Genomic DNA, 13,601 nt, shown 5'->3' with positions numbered 1-13,601 from the left:
ACTCGATCGAGTGCCGGGCCCGCGTGCGGTGCGAATTACGGGTACCGGTGTGAGTGGTACCGGACGTACGGCTGCCAGGCGTACGGGTATCAGGCGGAGGTATCAGGCGTAGGGGTAGAAGCCCGAGCCGGACTTGCGGCCGAGCCGGCCCGCGTCCACCATCCGCTGCAGCAGCGGGGGAGCGGCGTACAGCGGCTCCTTGTACTCGGCGTACATGCTGTCCGCCACCGAGGCGACGGTGTCCAGGCCGATCAGGTCGGCGAGCTTGAGCGGGCCCATCGGGTGGGCGCAGCCGAGCTCCATGCCGTTGTCGATGTCCTCGCGGCTGGCGATGCCCGACTCGAACATCCGGATCGCCGAGAGCAGATACGGGATGAGCAGCGCGTTGACCACGAAGCCCGAGCGGTCCTGGGCGCGGATCGCGTGCTTGCCCAGCACCTTCTCGACCATGGTCTGCGCGCGGCTGATCGTGCCCTCGGACGTCGTGAGCGCGGGGATCAGCTCCACGAGCTGCTGCACCGGGGCCGGGTTGAAGAAGTGGATGCCGATGACCGCGTCGGGGCGGGAGGTGGCGACGGCCAGCTTCACCAGCGGGATCGAGGAGGTGTTGGAGGCCAGGATCGCGTCCTGCCGGGTCACCACCTGGTCGAGCACCTGGAAGATCTCGGTCTTGACCGCCTCGTTCTCGACGACCGCCTCGATCACGAGGTCGCGGTCGGAGAACTCCCCGAGGTCGGTCGTGAAGCTGAGGCGGGCGAGCGTCTCGTCGCGCTCCTCCTCCGAGATCTTGCCGCGCTCGGCGGCCTTGGAGAGGGAGTTGTAGAGCCGGGTGCGGCCGATCTCCAGGGCCTCGCCGGTCGTCTCCGCGACCTTCACGTCGAGTCCGGAGCGGGCGCAGACCTCCGCGATCCCTGCGCCCATCTGGCCACAGCCCACTACTCCGACGCGTGCGATGTCGGGCATAGAGTCGGTCACCTCGTGCCTTTCGCTGATCTACGGGCGGGCAGCCGCCGTACGGTTTCGGCGTCTGCCCCGGCGGTGAACGTTACTCCCGAACCTCCCGTGCTAAGGGGGCCGGGTCGGGCATGCTGTCTCTCACACATTGCGGTTCTGGCGGATGTAGCGGCCCAGGGGGCGAGCGGATGAGGCGTATGTCACGCCGAGGGTTCACGATTGCGGCGGCTGCGATGGTGGCCGGGCTCACAGCGGCGGGGGACGCGGCGGCCGTTCCCGGCCGGGCGCCTTCGCGCCGCGAGCTGCGGGGCATGTGGCTGGCGACCGTCGCCAACCGTGACTGGCCCTCGAAGCCGGGCCTGACGCCGGCCCAGCAGCGGGCCGAACTGATCGGCCATCTGGACACGGCCGTGCGGCGCCGGCTGAACGCCGTGGTCTTCCAAGTGCGGCCCACCGCCGACGCGTTGTGGCCCTCGCCGTACGAGCCGTGGGCGGAGTGCCTGACCGGCGTGCAGGGCAAGCACCCCGGCTGGGACCCGCTGGGCACCGCCGTGGCCGAAGCGCACCGCAGGGGTCTTGAGCTGCACGCCTGGTTCAACCCCTTCCGTATCGCCAACCACACGGACCCCTCGCGCCTGGTCCCGACTCACCCGGCGCGGCTGCACCCCGACTGGGTCGTGCCGTACGGCGGGAAGCTCTACTACAACCCCGGCCTGCCCGAGGTGCGGCGCTTTGTGCAGGACGCGATGCTCGACGCCGTGCGGCACTACGCCGTCGACGCCGTGCACTGGGACGACTACTTCTACCCGTATCCGGTCGCCGGGCAGGTCTTCGACGACGACGACGCCTTCGCGCGCTACGGCGGCGGATTCTCCGACCGGGCCGCCTGGCGGCGCGACAACATCGACCGTCTGGTGCGCGAGATGGCGGGGCGGATCAAGAAGGTCCGCAAGCACGTGCAGTTCGGGATCAGCCCGTTCGGCGTCTGGCGCAACGCATCGACCGACCCGCTCGGTTCGGACACGCAGGCGGGCGTGCAGACCTACGACAATCTGCACGCCGACACCCGCGGCTGGGTCAAGAAGGGCTGGCTGGACTACATCTGTCCGCAGTTGTACTGGAATATCGGCTTCACCGTCGCGGACTACGGCAAGCTGCTGCCCTGGTGGGCCGACACGGTCGAGGGCACGGGCGTGCGGCTGTACGTGGGGGAGGCCCTGTACAAGGCGGGCGATCCCGCACAGCCCGCGGCCTGGCAGGACCCGGCCGAACTGTCCCGCCACCTCACCTACGCCAAGGGATTCCCGCAGGCGCGCGGGCATGTGTACTTCTCGGCGAAGGAAGTGGGCGTGGACAAGATCGGCGCCATGGCGCGGGTGGTCGCCGACCACTATCAGAAGCCGGCCAGGCCGCCCCGCTGACCGGCACTCCCCGCGGAAGTCAGGAAGCCGGGTCCTGATGCCGTACGACGGTGTCGGGGCCCGGTGACATCAGTGTCTCGTGGCCGTCCTCGAAGCGGACGCGGAACGGCGGGCCGCCGTCCGCGCCGAGCACCTCCACGATCTCCGCGATCCGGTCGTGCTGTCCGACGGTCCTGCCGTGCAGCACCAGCTCGTCGCCTACGGTTGCACGCATCTGGAGCGACCTCCTCGTCCCACCCTGCGGTTGCTTTCCGTGGCCGCAAGTCTACGGCCGGTGGCGCCTGCTGGGGCCTGGCCGTCGGCTGCCGGGGGGATCCGTCACGAGCCGCTAGCCGCGCGCCCGTTGGGTGACCGCGATGCACACGAGGACGGCGGCCGCGGTCAGCGGTGCGGCGGGCGTGAGGTGCTCGCCGAGCAGGAAGACCGACCAGACCAGGGTGAGCAGCGGCTGTGCGAGCTGGAGCTGGCTGGCCTTGGGGACGCCGATCGCCGCCATGCCGCGGTACCAGACGACCAGGCCGAGGAACTGCGAGCCGATGGCGGCGTAGAGCAGGCCCGCGGTGCTGTGGCCCGTGAGCTGGAAGGGCTCGTGCCGCAGGGCGACGGCGGCCCCGGCCACGGCGAGCGGCAGGCACAGGACAAGCGCCCAGCCGATGACCTGCCAGCCCGGCATCTCGCGGGCCAGCCGCCCGCCCTCGGTGTAGCCGGCCGCGCAGATCAGGAGCGAGGCGAAGAGATAGAGGTCGGCGGTCGACAGGGCGCCGCCGCTCTGCTGGACGGTGAACGCGATCACCGCGGCCGCGCCCGCGAGGGCCGCCGCCCAAAAGGTCCGTGAGGGCCTGGCCCCCGTGCGCAGCACCGAGAACACGGCGGTCGTCAGCGGGAGCAGCCCGACGACCACGGCCGCGTGGGCGGTGGTGGAGGTCTGCAGGGCGAGCGTGGTGAGCAGCGGGAAGCCGATGACGACTCCGGCGCCGACGACCGCGAGCCCGGCCCAGTGGCGGCGCGCGGGCAGCGGGATACGCAGGGCGAGCAGGGCGCCGCCCGCGATGACCGCACTCAGGACGCCGCGCAGGGCCACAAACGACCAGGGGCCGATGCCTTCCAGGCCCCAGGCCGTGGAGGGGAACGTGAGCGAGAAGGCGATGACGCCGAGCGCGGCCATGACGGTGCCGGTACGGCGGGAGCTGTGCCGCGGGCCCGCGGCTCGGGCCGTGGGAACTGCTATCCGGCAGGGAAGAGTAGCGCTATCCTGTGCTGTCATGAATGAGAGTAGCAGTGTCGCCGAGTTGGCAAACAGGCTGCGAAGCGAGCTTGACCGCTACTCGCCAGGTGGAAAGCTGCTGTCCAGCCGTGCGCTGGTCGACCGGTTCCGCGTGAGCCCGGTGACCGTGTCGCGGGCCCTGGGGCAGCTGGCCGCGGAGGGCCTGGTCGTCACGCGGCCCGGCGCCGGTGTCTTCCGCGCCGAGCCGCAGACCGCCGCGGCGCCGGCGGGGGACACCTCGTGGCAGGAGGTGTCGCTGAGCGCGGACACGGCGACGGAGCTGGTGCCGCGCGCGGTGGACGCCTCGGGGGTCCTGGCCACGCTCGCCGCGCCGTCGCCAGGCGTCATCGAGTTCAACGGCGGCTATCTGCATCCCTCGCTGCAGCCCGAGCGCGCGATGGCGGCGGCCCTCGGCCGGGCGGGGCGGCGGCCCGGCGCGTGGGGGAGGCCGCCGATGGACGGGCTTCCCGAGCTGCGGGAATGGTTCGCGCGGGGCATCGGCGGCGCGATCACGGCCGCCGACGTGCTGATCACGGCGGGTGGCCAGAGCGCGCTCACCACGGCGCTGCGCGCGCTGGCCCCTCCCGGCACGCCGGTCCTGGTCGAGTCGCCGACGTATCCCGGCATGCTGGCGATCGCCCGCGCGGCCGGGCTGCGGCCGGTTCCGGTGCCGGTGGACGTGGACGGCGTACGCCCCCAGCTCCTCGCCGCGGCGTTCAAGGCCACGGGCGCGCGGGTGTTCGTCTGCCAGCCGCTGTTCCAGAACCCGACGGGGGCGGTGCTTTCCGCGGCCCGCCGCCCGGAGGTGCTGCGCATCGCCCGGGAGGCGGGGGCCTTCGTCGTCGAGGACGACTTCGTGCGCCGCCTGGTCCACGAGGACGCGGGCCCGCTGCCGAGGCCGCTGCAGTCCGACGACCCGGACGGGGTCGTCGTACACGTCTGCTCGCTCACCAAGGCCACATCGCCGAGCTTCCGGGTGAGCGCCCTCGTCGCGCGCGGACCGGTTCTGGAGCGGCTGCGGGCGATCCAGGTCGTCGACCACTTCTTCGTGCCCAGACCGCTCCAGGAGGCGGCACTCGAACTGGTCGGATCCCCGGCCTGGCCGCGCCATCTGCGCAACGTGGCGGGCGAGTTGAAGGAACGCAGGGACGCGATGGCGGCGGCCCTGCGTCTTCGCCTGCCCGAACTCGCCCTGCCGCACATCCCCGCGGGCGGCTACCTCCTGTGGCTGCGCCTGCCCGACGGCACGAACGAGGCGGACCTGGTGGGCGCGGCCCTGCGCGCGGGCGTCGCGGTGGCCCCCGGCCGCCCGTACTTCGCGGCCGAACCCACGGCGGCGTACGTGCGGCTGAGCTTCGCGGCGGTCGCCGGGGTGGGGGAGATCGGCGAGGGGGTGCGCAGGCTCCGGGCGGCGTGCGACGAGGTGTGGGGGACGCCCGGCCGGGGGGCCGGCTGAAGCTGGGGCCGCGGGGACGGCCGAGGTCGCGGCCGCGGGGCGGGTCCGCCTGGTGAAATCCGCTCGACGGTCCTTCGGGCGGCTGCCAGCCTTGCGGGATGACCGATGCGCCGCACACCCTTCCCGCCGGGTACGAGATCTCCGTCGATGCCGCTCGCCTCGACGCCGCCCGCGTCCACCACTGGCTCTCCACGGACGCGTACTGGGCCATGGGGCGGACCCGGGAGAAGCAGGACCGGGCGATCGCCGGGTCCCTCAACTTCGGGGTGTACGAGGAGGCTTCCGGTGAGCAGGTCGCGTATGCCCGCGTGGTGACCGACCACGCGACCTTCGCCTGGATCTGTGACGTGTACGTCGACCGGGCGGTGCGCGGCAAGGGGTTCGGGAGCGCGCTCGTGGCCGCGGTCAGGGACCACCTGGAGCCGAGCGGTCTGCGGCGGATTCTGCTGGCAACGGCCGATGCGCACGGGGTGTACGAGAAGGTCGGATTCCGCGCTCTCGAAAATCCGGCGAAGTGGATGGCGCTGGGCCTGCAGTGAGCGGATGCCCGGCCGCAAGGGCCGCGTACGTACTCTCGGCGAGGCCTTGACCTGCGCTGCCGCGCGCCCCACGATCACCGCATGCAGACCCGCGTCTCGCTCATCGCCGCCGCGCGAAGCGGCTCGCTGCTCGCCGAGCGTTTCGACGACGACCGGCCGCTCGACCAGGCGGGCTGGCGCGAGGTGCAGCTCGCAGCGCCCGCCCTGCTCCCGCTCGGCGTGGCCGAACTGCGCTACTGCTCGCCCACTCCGCGCAGCCGCGCCACCGGCGACGCCCTCGGTTTCGCGCCCCTGGCCCAACCCGCCCTGCGGGACTGCGACATGGGGCGCTGGCGAGGCCTGACCCTCGGCGACGTGACGGCGAGCGAACCCGCCGCCGTCGACGCCTGGCTGCGGGACCCGCGTTCGGCGCCGCACGGCGGCGAGTCCCTCCTGGCGTTCATCTCGCGGATAGGCGGCTGGCTGGACACCCGCCCCGTCGACGACGGCTCACGGATCCTCGCGGTGGCCGAGCCCGCGGTCGTCCGCGCGGCCCTCGTCTACGCCCTGAAGGCACCCCCGTCGACGTACTGGAACATCGACGTCCGTCCCCTGTCGACGGTCACCCTGGCCGGCCACGGCGGCCGCTGGAACCTGCGGGTCAGCGCCGCGTGTACGCCGTCGTGAGGATCAGGTCCTTGGCGGGCCCGGCGACTCGCCACCGCATCCGCCAGCGCTCCTCGTCGTGGACCTCGAATTCGCCCCGGTAGAGGTCGAGCGCGCACGGATGGTCGGCGGTGTGCCTTCCGGTGCGCAGGTCCAGGTCGTGGAAGGGGCGGCCGTCGGCGAAGGTGACCTGCGCGATGCCGGGCTCCTCGCCGGGCAGGAAGCGCAGGGTGCGTTCGGCGGGGCGTGCGGTGCCCCGCCAGACGAAGGTGCCGGACTCGTGGTGCAGGAGGCCGCCGCCGGTGTCGTCGTCGTCAAGGCGCGTGAACACCGTCGTTCCCGTGAAGTGCCCCTCCGCGTTCCCGGCCAGATCCTGTGCCGTGCGGTCCACGGTCCACTCTCCGGCCAGATACGCCAGTACGTCGGGCACGGGGTGGTACGTCACCGCTACCGCGTCGGCCGCCTCATCCGGAACAGACATGTCCGCAGGTTAACGCCCCTGTCCGCTCGGCCAAGCGGCTGCCCGGCTACGCGGCTGCCCGGCTACTCGTCGACGAGAGCAAGATGCCCCTTGTCGTAGCGCGTGCCCGCGACCGAACCGGCGGGGGCCACTGCGTCGATCGCCGCGAGCTCGTCCGCGGACAGCTCGACGGCGAGCGCGCCCAGGTTCTCCGTGAGGTACTTCTCCCGGCGCGTGCCCGGAATCGGCACCACGTCGTCGCCCCGGTGCTGCACCCAGGCCAGGGCGAGCTGCCCCGTGGTGACGCCCTTCTCGGCTGCGAGCGTGTCGAGGGCGGTCACGATGGACAGGTTCCGTTCGAGGTTCCCGTCGGCGAACCGCGGCTGCTCGCGCCGCATGTCGCCTTCATCGAGGCTGTCGACGGAGGTGTAGCGCCCGGTCAGGAAACCGCGTCCGAGCGGCGAGAACGGCACGACGCCGATGCCGAGCTCCCGGCAGACCGGCGCGATCTCCGCCTCCAGGTCCCGCGTCCACAGCGACCACTCGCTTTCGAGCGCGGCGATCGGATGCACCGCGTGCGCCCGCCGGATCGTCCGCGCGCTCGCCTCGGAGAGCCCCAGGTGGCGTACCTTTCCGGCCTCGACGAGCTCGGCCATCGCACCGACCGTCTCCTCGATCGGCACGCTCCGGTCGACCCGGTGCAGGTAATACAGGTCGATGTGGTCGACTCCGAGGCGCCGCAGGGAGGCCTCGCACGCCTGTCGTACGTAGGCGGCGTCGCCCCGGATCCTGAGCGGTTCGCCGGGCCGGTTGGCGAAGCCGAACTTCGTGGCGACGACCGCCTGCTCGCGCCGCCCCGCCGTCAGCGCCCGGCTGACCAGCTCTTCGTTGTGGCCGTCGCCGTAGACGTCGGAGGTGTCGAGCAGGCTGACGCCGAGATCGAGAGCGCGGTGGATCGTCGCGACCGACTGCGCGTCGTCCGCGGCGCCGTACGCGTCGCGACTCATCCCCATGCAGCCGAGCCCCTGCGCGGAGACGGTCAGTGCACCGAGACGGCGCGTGGGAACGCTGGTCATGGCGTTACCTCCCTGTGGAGCCGCGAGCCCTGCCGGGGGCGGACGGCTCCAACCCTAGGAGGTTGAATCGGCACCAAGTCAAGCCAATTGACGGGGAGTTCAGACGAGGCGGGGCCGGGGCGGGGCTACTTCTGGTCCGCCGCCGCGTACAGCGCCGCCACGTCGAGCTTCTTCATGCCGAGCATGGCCGCCATCGCGCGCTGCGCCCGTCCCTGGTCGGGGTCGGACATGAGGGTGCCCAGGGCGGAGGGGACGACCTGCCAGGACAGCCCGAACCTGTCCTTGAGCCAGCCGCACGGGCCTTCCTCGCCGCCTTCGGAGAGCTTCGTCCAGTAGTGGTCGACCTCTGCCTGGTCGGCGCAGTCGATCGAGAGGGAGACCGCCTCGTTGAAGGTGAACTCGGGGCCGCCGTTGAGCGCCAGGTAGGGCTGGCCGTCGAGCTCGAACTCGACGGTCATCACGGTCCCGACCGGTCGCGGTCCTGCCTCGCCGTAGTGGGCGACGCTCGTGATCTTCGAGTTCGGGAAGACCGATACGTAGAACTTCGCTGCGTCCTCGCCCTGCGTGTCGAACCAGAGGTTGGGCGTGATGCGGGGCATGACTCTCTCCTGTCGTCGGGTTCGGCCGAGCCGGTGTCTGCCCGTGTGTCCGGGTGTCTGCCTGTACTGACCCTCGCCGCGGAGGGAACTCATCGCTACCGGGCACCCTCGGTTCTCGTTGCATAAAACTGCGGCTCTGCGTATAGTCATGCTCTCCAAGAGGAGGGTTCCATGGCGGTACGTGCAGCAGTGGCAGGAGCGAGCGGGTACGCGGGCGGTGAATTGCTGCGCCTGCTGCTCGTCCACCCCGAGGTGGAGATCGGCGCCCTGACCGGCAACTCGAACGCGGGCCAGCGCCTGGGTGCGCTGCAGCCGCACCTGATGCCGCTCGCCGACCGCGTCCTGGAGCCGACCACCGCCGAGGTCCTCGCCGGTCACGACGTCGTCTTCCTCGCCCTGCCCCACGGCCAGTCCGCCGCCGTCGCCGAGCAGCTCGGCCCGGACGTCCTCGTCGTCGACATGGGTGCCGACTTCCGGCTGACGGACGCGGCCGACTGGGAGAAGTTCTACGGCAGCGAGCACGCCGGGACCTGGCCCTACGGCCTGCCCGAGCTGCCGGACGCCCGCGCCGCCCTTGCGGGCTCCAAGCGCATCGCGGTGCCCGGCTGCTACCCCACGGCCGTCTCGCTCGCGCTCGTTCCCGCGTACGCCGCCGGGCTCGCCGAGGCCGAAGCCGTGATCGTCGCGGCTTCCGGGACCTCGGGCGCGGGCAAGGCGGCCAAGCCGCACCTGCTCGGCTCCGAGGTCATGGGCTCCATGTCGCCGTACGGCGTGGGCGGCGTGCACCGGCACACCCCGGAGATGATCCAGAACCTGTCCGCCGCCGCGGGCACCCGGGTCACCGTCTCCTTCACGCCCACCCTGGCCCCGATGCCCCGCGGCATCCTCGCCACGTGCAGCGCGAAGGCCACGGACGGCGTCACCGCCGAGTCCGTGCGGGCCGCGTACGAGAAGGCCTACGCGGACGAACCGTTCGTGCACCTGCTCCCCGAGGGGCAGTGGCCGGCGACCGCCGCGGTGTACGGCTCGAACGCCGTGCAGATCCAGGTCGCGTACGACGAGGCGGCCGGGCGCGTCATCGTGATCAGCGCCATCGACAACCTCGCCAAGGGCACCGCCGGCGGCGCGGTGCAGAGCATGAACATCGCACTCGGGCTCCCTGAGGAGCTCGGTCTTTCCACGATCGGAGTGGCACCGTGAGCGTCACGGCAGCGCAGGGATTCACGGCGGCGGGCATCGCCGCCGGGATCAAGGAGAACGGCAACCCGGACCTGGCCCTCGTGGTCAACACCGGGCCCCGCCTGGCCGCCGCGGGCGTCTTCACCTCCAACCGCGTCAAGGCCGCCCCGGTCCTCTGGTCGGAGCAGGTCGTCAAGGGCGGGCTCGTCTCGGCCGTCGTCCTCAACTCCGGTGGCGCCAACGCCTGTACGGGGCCGCAGGGCTTCCAGGACACGCACGCCACCGCCGAGAAGGTCGCCGAGACCCTCGACCTGAACGCGGGCGAGGTCGCCGTCGCGTCGACCGGACTCATCGGCGTCACGCTCCCCATGGACAAGCTCCTGCCGGGCGTCGACACCGCCGCCGGTGAACTCTCCGCGCACGGCGGCGAGAAGGCCGCCATCGCCATCAAGACCACCGACAGCGTGCACAAGACGGCCGTGGTCACCAAGGACAGCTGGACGGTCGGCGGCATGGCGAAGGGCGCGGGCATGCTCGCCCCCGGCCTCGCCACGATGCTCGTCGTCCTCACCACGGACGCCGACCTGGAGGCCGAGGTCCTGGACAAGGCGCTGCGGGACGCCACGAAGGTCACCTTCGACCGCGTCGACTCCGACGGCTGCATGTCGACCAACGACACGGTGCTGCTTCTCGCCTCCGGCGCCTCGCAAGTCGCCCCGGAGTACGCCGAGTTCGCCGAGGCCGTCCGCGCCGTCTGCGACGACCTCGCGCGCCAGCTGATCGGCGACGCCGAGGGCGCGAGCAAGGACATCCGCATCGAGGTCGTCAACGCCGCCTCCGAGGACGACGCCGTGGAGGTGGGCCGCTCCATCGCCCGCAACAACCTCCTCAAGTGCGCCATCCACGGCGAGGACCCCAACTGGGGCCGGGTGCTCTCCGCCATCGGCACGACGAAGGCCGCCTTCGAGCCCGACCAGCTGAACGTCGCCATCAACGACGTCTGGGTCTGCAAGAACGGCAGCGTGGGCGAGGACCGCGAGCTCGTCGACATGCGCTACCGCGAGGTCAAGATCACCGCCGATCTGGCGGCGGGCACCGCCGAGCCCGTCGTGATCTGGGCCAACGACCTCACCGCCGACTACGTCCACGAGAACAGCGCGTACTCCTCATGAGCGGCGATACGAGCAAGACCACCGGCGGCAACCCGACCGCGCGCAAGCACACCGCCCTCCCCAAGGCACAGATCCTCATCGAGGCGCTGCCCTGGCTGACCAGGCACCGCGGCAAGACCGTCGTCATCAAGTTCGGCGGCAACGCCATGATCGACGAGGAGCTGAAGGCCGCCTTCGCGCAGGACGTCGTCTTCCTGCACCACGCGGGCCTCAGGCCCGTCGTCGTGCACGGCGGCGGACCGCAGATCAGCAAGGCCCTCGACCGGCACGGCATCGTCAGCGAGTTCAAGGCGGGCCTGCGGGTCACCACCGAGGACGCGATGGACGTCGTACGCATGGTCCTGGCGGGCCAGGTCCAGCGTGAGCTGGTCGGCCTGCTCAACCAGCACGGCCCGCTCGCCGTCGGCCTCACCGGCGAGGACGCGCACACCATCACCGCCACCAAGCACCAGCCCCGCATCGAAGGCGAGCTGGTCGACATCGGCCGCGTCGGCGAGATCACCGAGATCGACACCGGCGCGATCGAGGCCCTGCTCGCGGACGGCCGCATCCCGGTCGTCTCCTCGATCGCCCGCTCCCAGGACGACGGACATGTCTACAACGTCAATGCTGATACGGCGGCTGCGGCACTCGCTGCGGCCCTGGATGCCGAGACCCTCATGGTCCTCACGGACGTCGAGGGCCTCTACGAGGACTGGCCCAACAGCGACGAGGTGATCAGCCGCCTGACCGCGAAGGAGCTGGAGAAGCTCCTCCCCGAGCTGGCCAGCGGCATGGTCCCGAAGATGGAGGGCTGTCTGCACGCCGTGCGCAACGGCGTCGAGACGGCCCGCGTGATCGACGGACGGGTCCAGCACTCGATCCTGCTGGAGATCTTCACCGACGAGGGCATCGGCACGATGGTCGTGCCGGACACACCTGAGGACGACATGGAGGGGGAAGCGGCATGACCGGCAACGAGGAGCTGACCCAGCGCTGGCAGGACGCGCTGATGGACAACTACGGCACCCCCAAGTTGCCCCTCGTGCGCGGCGCGGGCAGCAAGCTCTGGGATGCCGACGGCAAGGAGTACGTCGACTTCGTCGGCGGCATCGCGGTCAACGCGCTCGGCCACGCCCACCCGGCGGTCGTCGAGGCGGTCAGCACCCAGATCGCGTCCCTCGGCCATGTCTCGAACCTCTTCATCGCCGAGCCGCCGGTCGCGCTCGCCGAGCGGCTGCTCCAGCTCTTCGGCCGGCCGGGCCGGGTGTACTTCTGCAACTCCGGCGCCGAGGCCAACGAAGGCGCCTTCAAGATCGGCCGCCTGACCGGGCGTTCGCACATGGTCGCCACGGACGGCGGCTTCCACGGCCGGACCATGGGCGCGCTCGCCCTCACCGGCCAGCCAGGGAAGCAGGAGCCGTTCCTGCCGCTGCCGGGCGACGTCACGCACGTCCCATACGGAGACGCGGACGCGCTGCGGGCGGCGGTCACCGAAGAAACAGCCCTCGTCATCATCGAACCGATCCAGGGCGAGAACGGCGTCATCGTGCCGCCCGCCGGATACCTGAAGGCGGCCCGCGACATCACCACGGCCACCGGAACCCTCCTCGTCCTCGACGAGGTGCAGACCGGAATCGGCCGTACCGGCCACTGGTTCGAATACCTCGCACACGAGGGCGTGGAGCCCGATGTGGTCACGCTCGCAAAGGGTCTGGGCGGCGGACTGCCGCTCGGCGCGACGGTCGCGTTCGGCGCGGCTGCCGAGCTGCTCAAGCCCGGTCACCACGGCACGACATTCGGCGGGAACCCCGTGGCGTGCGCCGCGGGACTCGCCGTGCTCGACACGATCGAGGCCGACGGACTCCTGGACAACGTGAAGCGTGCGAGCGAGAAGCTGCGCGACGGAATCGAGTCACTCGGACACCCGCTCGTGGGCCATGTCCGGGGTGCGGGGCTGCTGCTGGGTATCGTGCTCACCGAGCCGCTCGCGCCCCTGGCGCAGCAGGCGGCTCAGGACGCCGGCTTCCTGGTGAACGTGCCCGCTCCCGATGTCGTACGGCTGATGCCGCCGCTGAACGTGCGCGACGACGAGGTGGACGCGTTCCTCCGGGCCCTGCCCGGCGTGCTTGACCAGGCCACCGCGGCCAACGGGGACGGACGATCCGGAGAATGAGACGACGATGAGCCAGGCGCAAGGCAATGAGCACGTGGAGCACCCGGATCACGCCGGGCCCGCAGTGCCGCAGACCCGCACCGCACGCCACCGCCGGATCGTGGACATCCTCAACCGGCAGCCGGTCCGCTCCCAGAGCCAGCTGGCGAAGCTGCTCGCCGACGACGGGCTCACCGTCACTCAGGCGACGCTCTCGCGGGACCTGGACGAGCTGAACGCGGTGAAGATCCGCAACGCCGAGGGCGATCTGATCTACGCGGTGCCGAGCGAGGGCGGTTTCCGCACTCCGCGTGCGCCGCTGGGGGAGTCCGCCAAGGAGGAGCGGATGCGGCGCCTCTCCGCGGAGCTGCTCATCTCCGCGGAGGCTTCGGCCAATCTGGTCGTCGTGCGGACGCCGCCGGGGGCCGCGCAGTTCCTCGCCTCGGCGATCGATCAGGCGGAGCTGCATGACATTCTGGGGACGATTGCGGGGGACGACACCCTGATGCTGATCAGCCGGGAGGCGACCGGGGGGCAGGCCCTAGCAGATCACTTGCTGCGGCTGGCATCCAACGAGCACTGATCAGTCCCCAACCCCGCCCCTTCCCGAAAACTCGCCGGCGCGAGGGCCTTGTGCGTACCGTCATCACCGGCTTCGCCGAGTTCGTCCTCAAACGCCGGACGGGCTGAAGATATTCAGCC

Annotated in this window: 15 protein-coding genes; 9 read left to right on the top strand and 6 right to left on the bottom strand. The window is 71.4% G+C overall.

From position 1 onward, the window contains the following. Positions 1-102: 102 nt before the first annotated feature. Positions 103-963 carry a 3-hydroxybutyryl-CoA dehydrogenase gene (locus tag ACWFR3_RS45180; RefSeq protein WP_453740547.1) on the bottom strand — a complete coding sequence of 287 codons (861 nt, stop codon included), beginning with the start codon at positions 961-963 and terminating at the stop codon, positions 103-105. A 179-nt stretch (positions 964-1,142) separates the two neighbouring features. On the opposite strand from ACWFR3_RS45180, the gene ACWFR3_RS45175 reads away from it, so the two are divergent. Then, positions 1,143-2,375: a glycoside hydrolase family 10 protein gene (locus ACWFR3_RS45175; protein ID WP_453740546.1), complete on the top strand. Its 1,233-nt coding sequence runs from the start codon at positions 1,143-1,145 to the stop codon at positions 2,373-2,375. Positions 2,376-2,394: 19 nt separating this feature from the next. Here the strand turns inward: ACWFR3_RS45175 and ACWFR3_RS45170 are convergent, their stop codons facing one another. Further along, the gene (locus ACWFR3_RS45170) at positions 2,395-2,589 is read right to left on the bottom strand and encodes a DUF1918 domain-containing protein (protein ID WP_453740545.1); all 195 of its coding nucleotides are present in this window, start codon (positions 2,587-2,589) and stop codon (positions 2,395-2,397) included. Positions 2,590-2,703: 114 nt separating this feature from the next. Further along, positions 2,704-3,639 carry a DMT family transporter gene (locus ACWFR3_RS45165; RefSeq protein ID WP_453740544.1) on the bottom strand — a complete coding sequence of 312 codons (936 nt, stop codon included), beginning with the start codon at positions 3,637-3,639 and terminating at the stop codon, positions 2,704-2,706. Between ACWFR3_RS45165 and ACWFR3_RS45160 the strand changes: the two genes are divergently transcribed. The 3 genes from ACWFR3_RS45160 to ACWFR3_RS45150 all read left to right on the top strand — a co-directional run bounded on the left by ACWFR3_RS45160 (position 3,638) and on the right by ACWFR3_RS45150 (position 6,300). After that, entirely contained in the window at positions 3,638-5,095 is a 1,458-nt protein-coding gene (locus tag ACWFR3_RS45160) for an aminotransferase-like domain-containing protein (protein WP_453740543.1), read from the top strand. The genes ACWFR3_RS45165 and ACWFR3_RS45160 overlap by 2 nt on opposite strands. Before the next feature lie 98 nt (positions 5,096-5,193). Beyond that, positions 5,194-5,634 (top strand): GNAT family N-acetyltransferase, encoded by a 441-nt coding sequence (locus tag ACWFR3_RS45155; protein WP_453740542.1) that lies wholly within the window; start codon positions 5,194-5,196, stop codon positions 5,632-5,634. A gap of 81 nt (positions 5,635-5,715) precedes the next feature. Next, entirely contained in the window at positions 5,716-6,300 is a 585-nt protein-coding gene (locus ACWFR3_RS45150; protein ID WP_453740541.1) for a histidine phosphatase family protein, read from the top strand. On the opposite strand, the gene ACWFR3_RS45145 is transcribed toward ACWFR3_RS45150, so the two are convergent. From ACWFR3_RS45145 to ACWFR3_RS45135, 3 genes are all read right to left on the bottom strand, one after another. Further along, a complete protein-coding gene (locus ACWFR3_RS45145; protein WP_453740540.1) occupies positions 6,275-6,760 on the bottom strand; it encodes a DUF6314 family protein in 486 nt (161 codons plus the stop codon). The genes ACWFR3_RS45150 and ACWFR3_RS45145 overlap by 26 nt on opposite strands. Before the next feature lie 62 nt (positions 6,761-6,822). Then, positions 6,823-7,815 (bottom strand): aldo/keto reductase, encoded by a 993-nt coding sequence (locus ACWFR3_RS45140; RefSeq protein WP_453740539.1) that lies wholly within the window; start codon positions 7,813-7,815, stop codon positions 6,823-6,825. 125 nt (positions 7,816-7,940) lie between these two features. Beyond that, on the bottom strand, positions 7,941-8,414 hold the full coding sequence (locus ACWFR3_RS45135) for a VOC family protein (RefSeq protein ID WP_453740538.1): 474 nt from the start codon (positions 8,412-8,414) through the stop codon (positions 7,941-7,943). A 171-nt stretch (positions 8,415-8,585) separates the two neighbouring features. Here ACWFR3_RS45135 and argC point away from each other — a divergent pair, with 171 nt between their 5' ends. The 5 genes from argC to ACWFR3_RS45110 are packed head-to-tail and all read left to right on the top strand — an operon-like array spanning position 8,586 to position 13,482. After that, positions 8,586-9,614, top strand: coding sequence for an N-acetyl-gamma-glutamyl-phosphate reductase (gene argC, locus ACWFR3_RS45130; RefSeq protein WP_453740537.1), 1,029 nt, complete (start codon positions 8,586-8,588; stop codon positions 9,612-9,614). Then, entirely contained in the window at positions 9,611-10,765 is a 1,155-nt protein-coding gene (gene argJ / locus ACWFR3_RS45125; protein WP_453740536.1) for a bifunctional glutamate N-acetyltransferase/amino-acid acetyltransferase ArgJ, read from the top strand. The genes argC and argJ overlap by 4 nt, the downstream gene beginning before the upstream one ends. Continuing rightward, positions 10,762-11,715: an acetylglutamate kinase gene (gene argB / locus ACWFR3_RS45120; protein ID WP_453740535.1), complete on the top strand. Its 954-nt coding sequence runs from the start codon at positions 10,762-10,764 to the stop codon at positions 11,713-11,715. The genes argJ and argB overlap by 4 nt, the downstream gene beginning before the upstream one ends. Beyond that, positions 11,712-12,920 (top strand): acetylornithine transaminase, encoded by a 1,209-nt coding sequence (locus ACWFR3_RS45115; RefSeq protein WP_453740534.1) that lies wholly within the window; start codon positions 11,712-11,714, stop codon positions 12,918-12,920. Before argB ends, ACWFR3_RS45115 begins: the two co-directional genes overlap by 4 nt. Positions 12,921-12,927: 7 nt before the next feature. Then, positions 12,928-13,482 (top strand): arginine repressor, encoded by a 555-nt coding sequence (locus ACWFR3_RS45110; protein ID WP_453740533.1) that lies wholly within the window; start codon positions 12,928-12,930, stop codon positions 13,480-13,482. The last annotated feature ends 119 nt before the right edge of the window (positions 13,483-13,601 follow it).

It is taken from the genome of Streptomyces sp. NPDC055189 (genome assembly GCF_053606765.1).
Note: the sequence above shows the minus strand (reverse complement) of the source record. Positions and strands in the feature narration are given on the sequence as shown.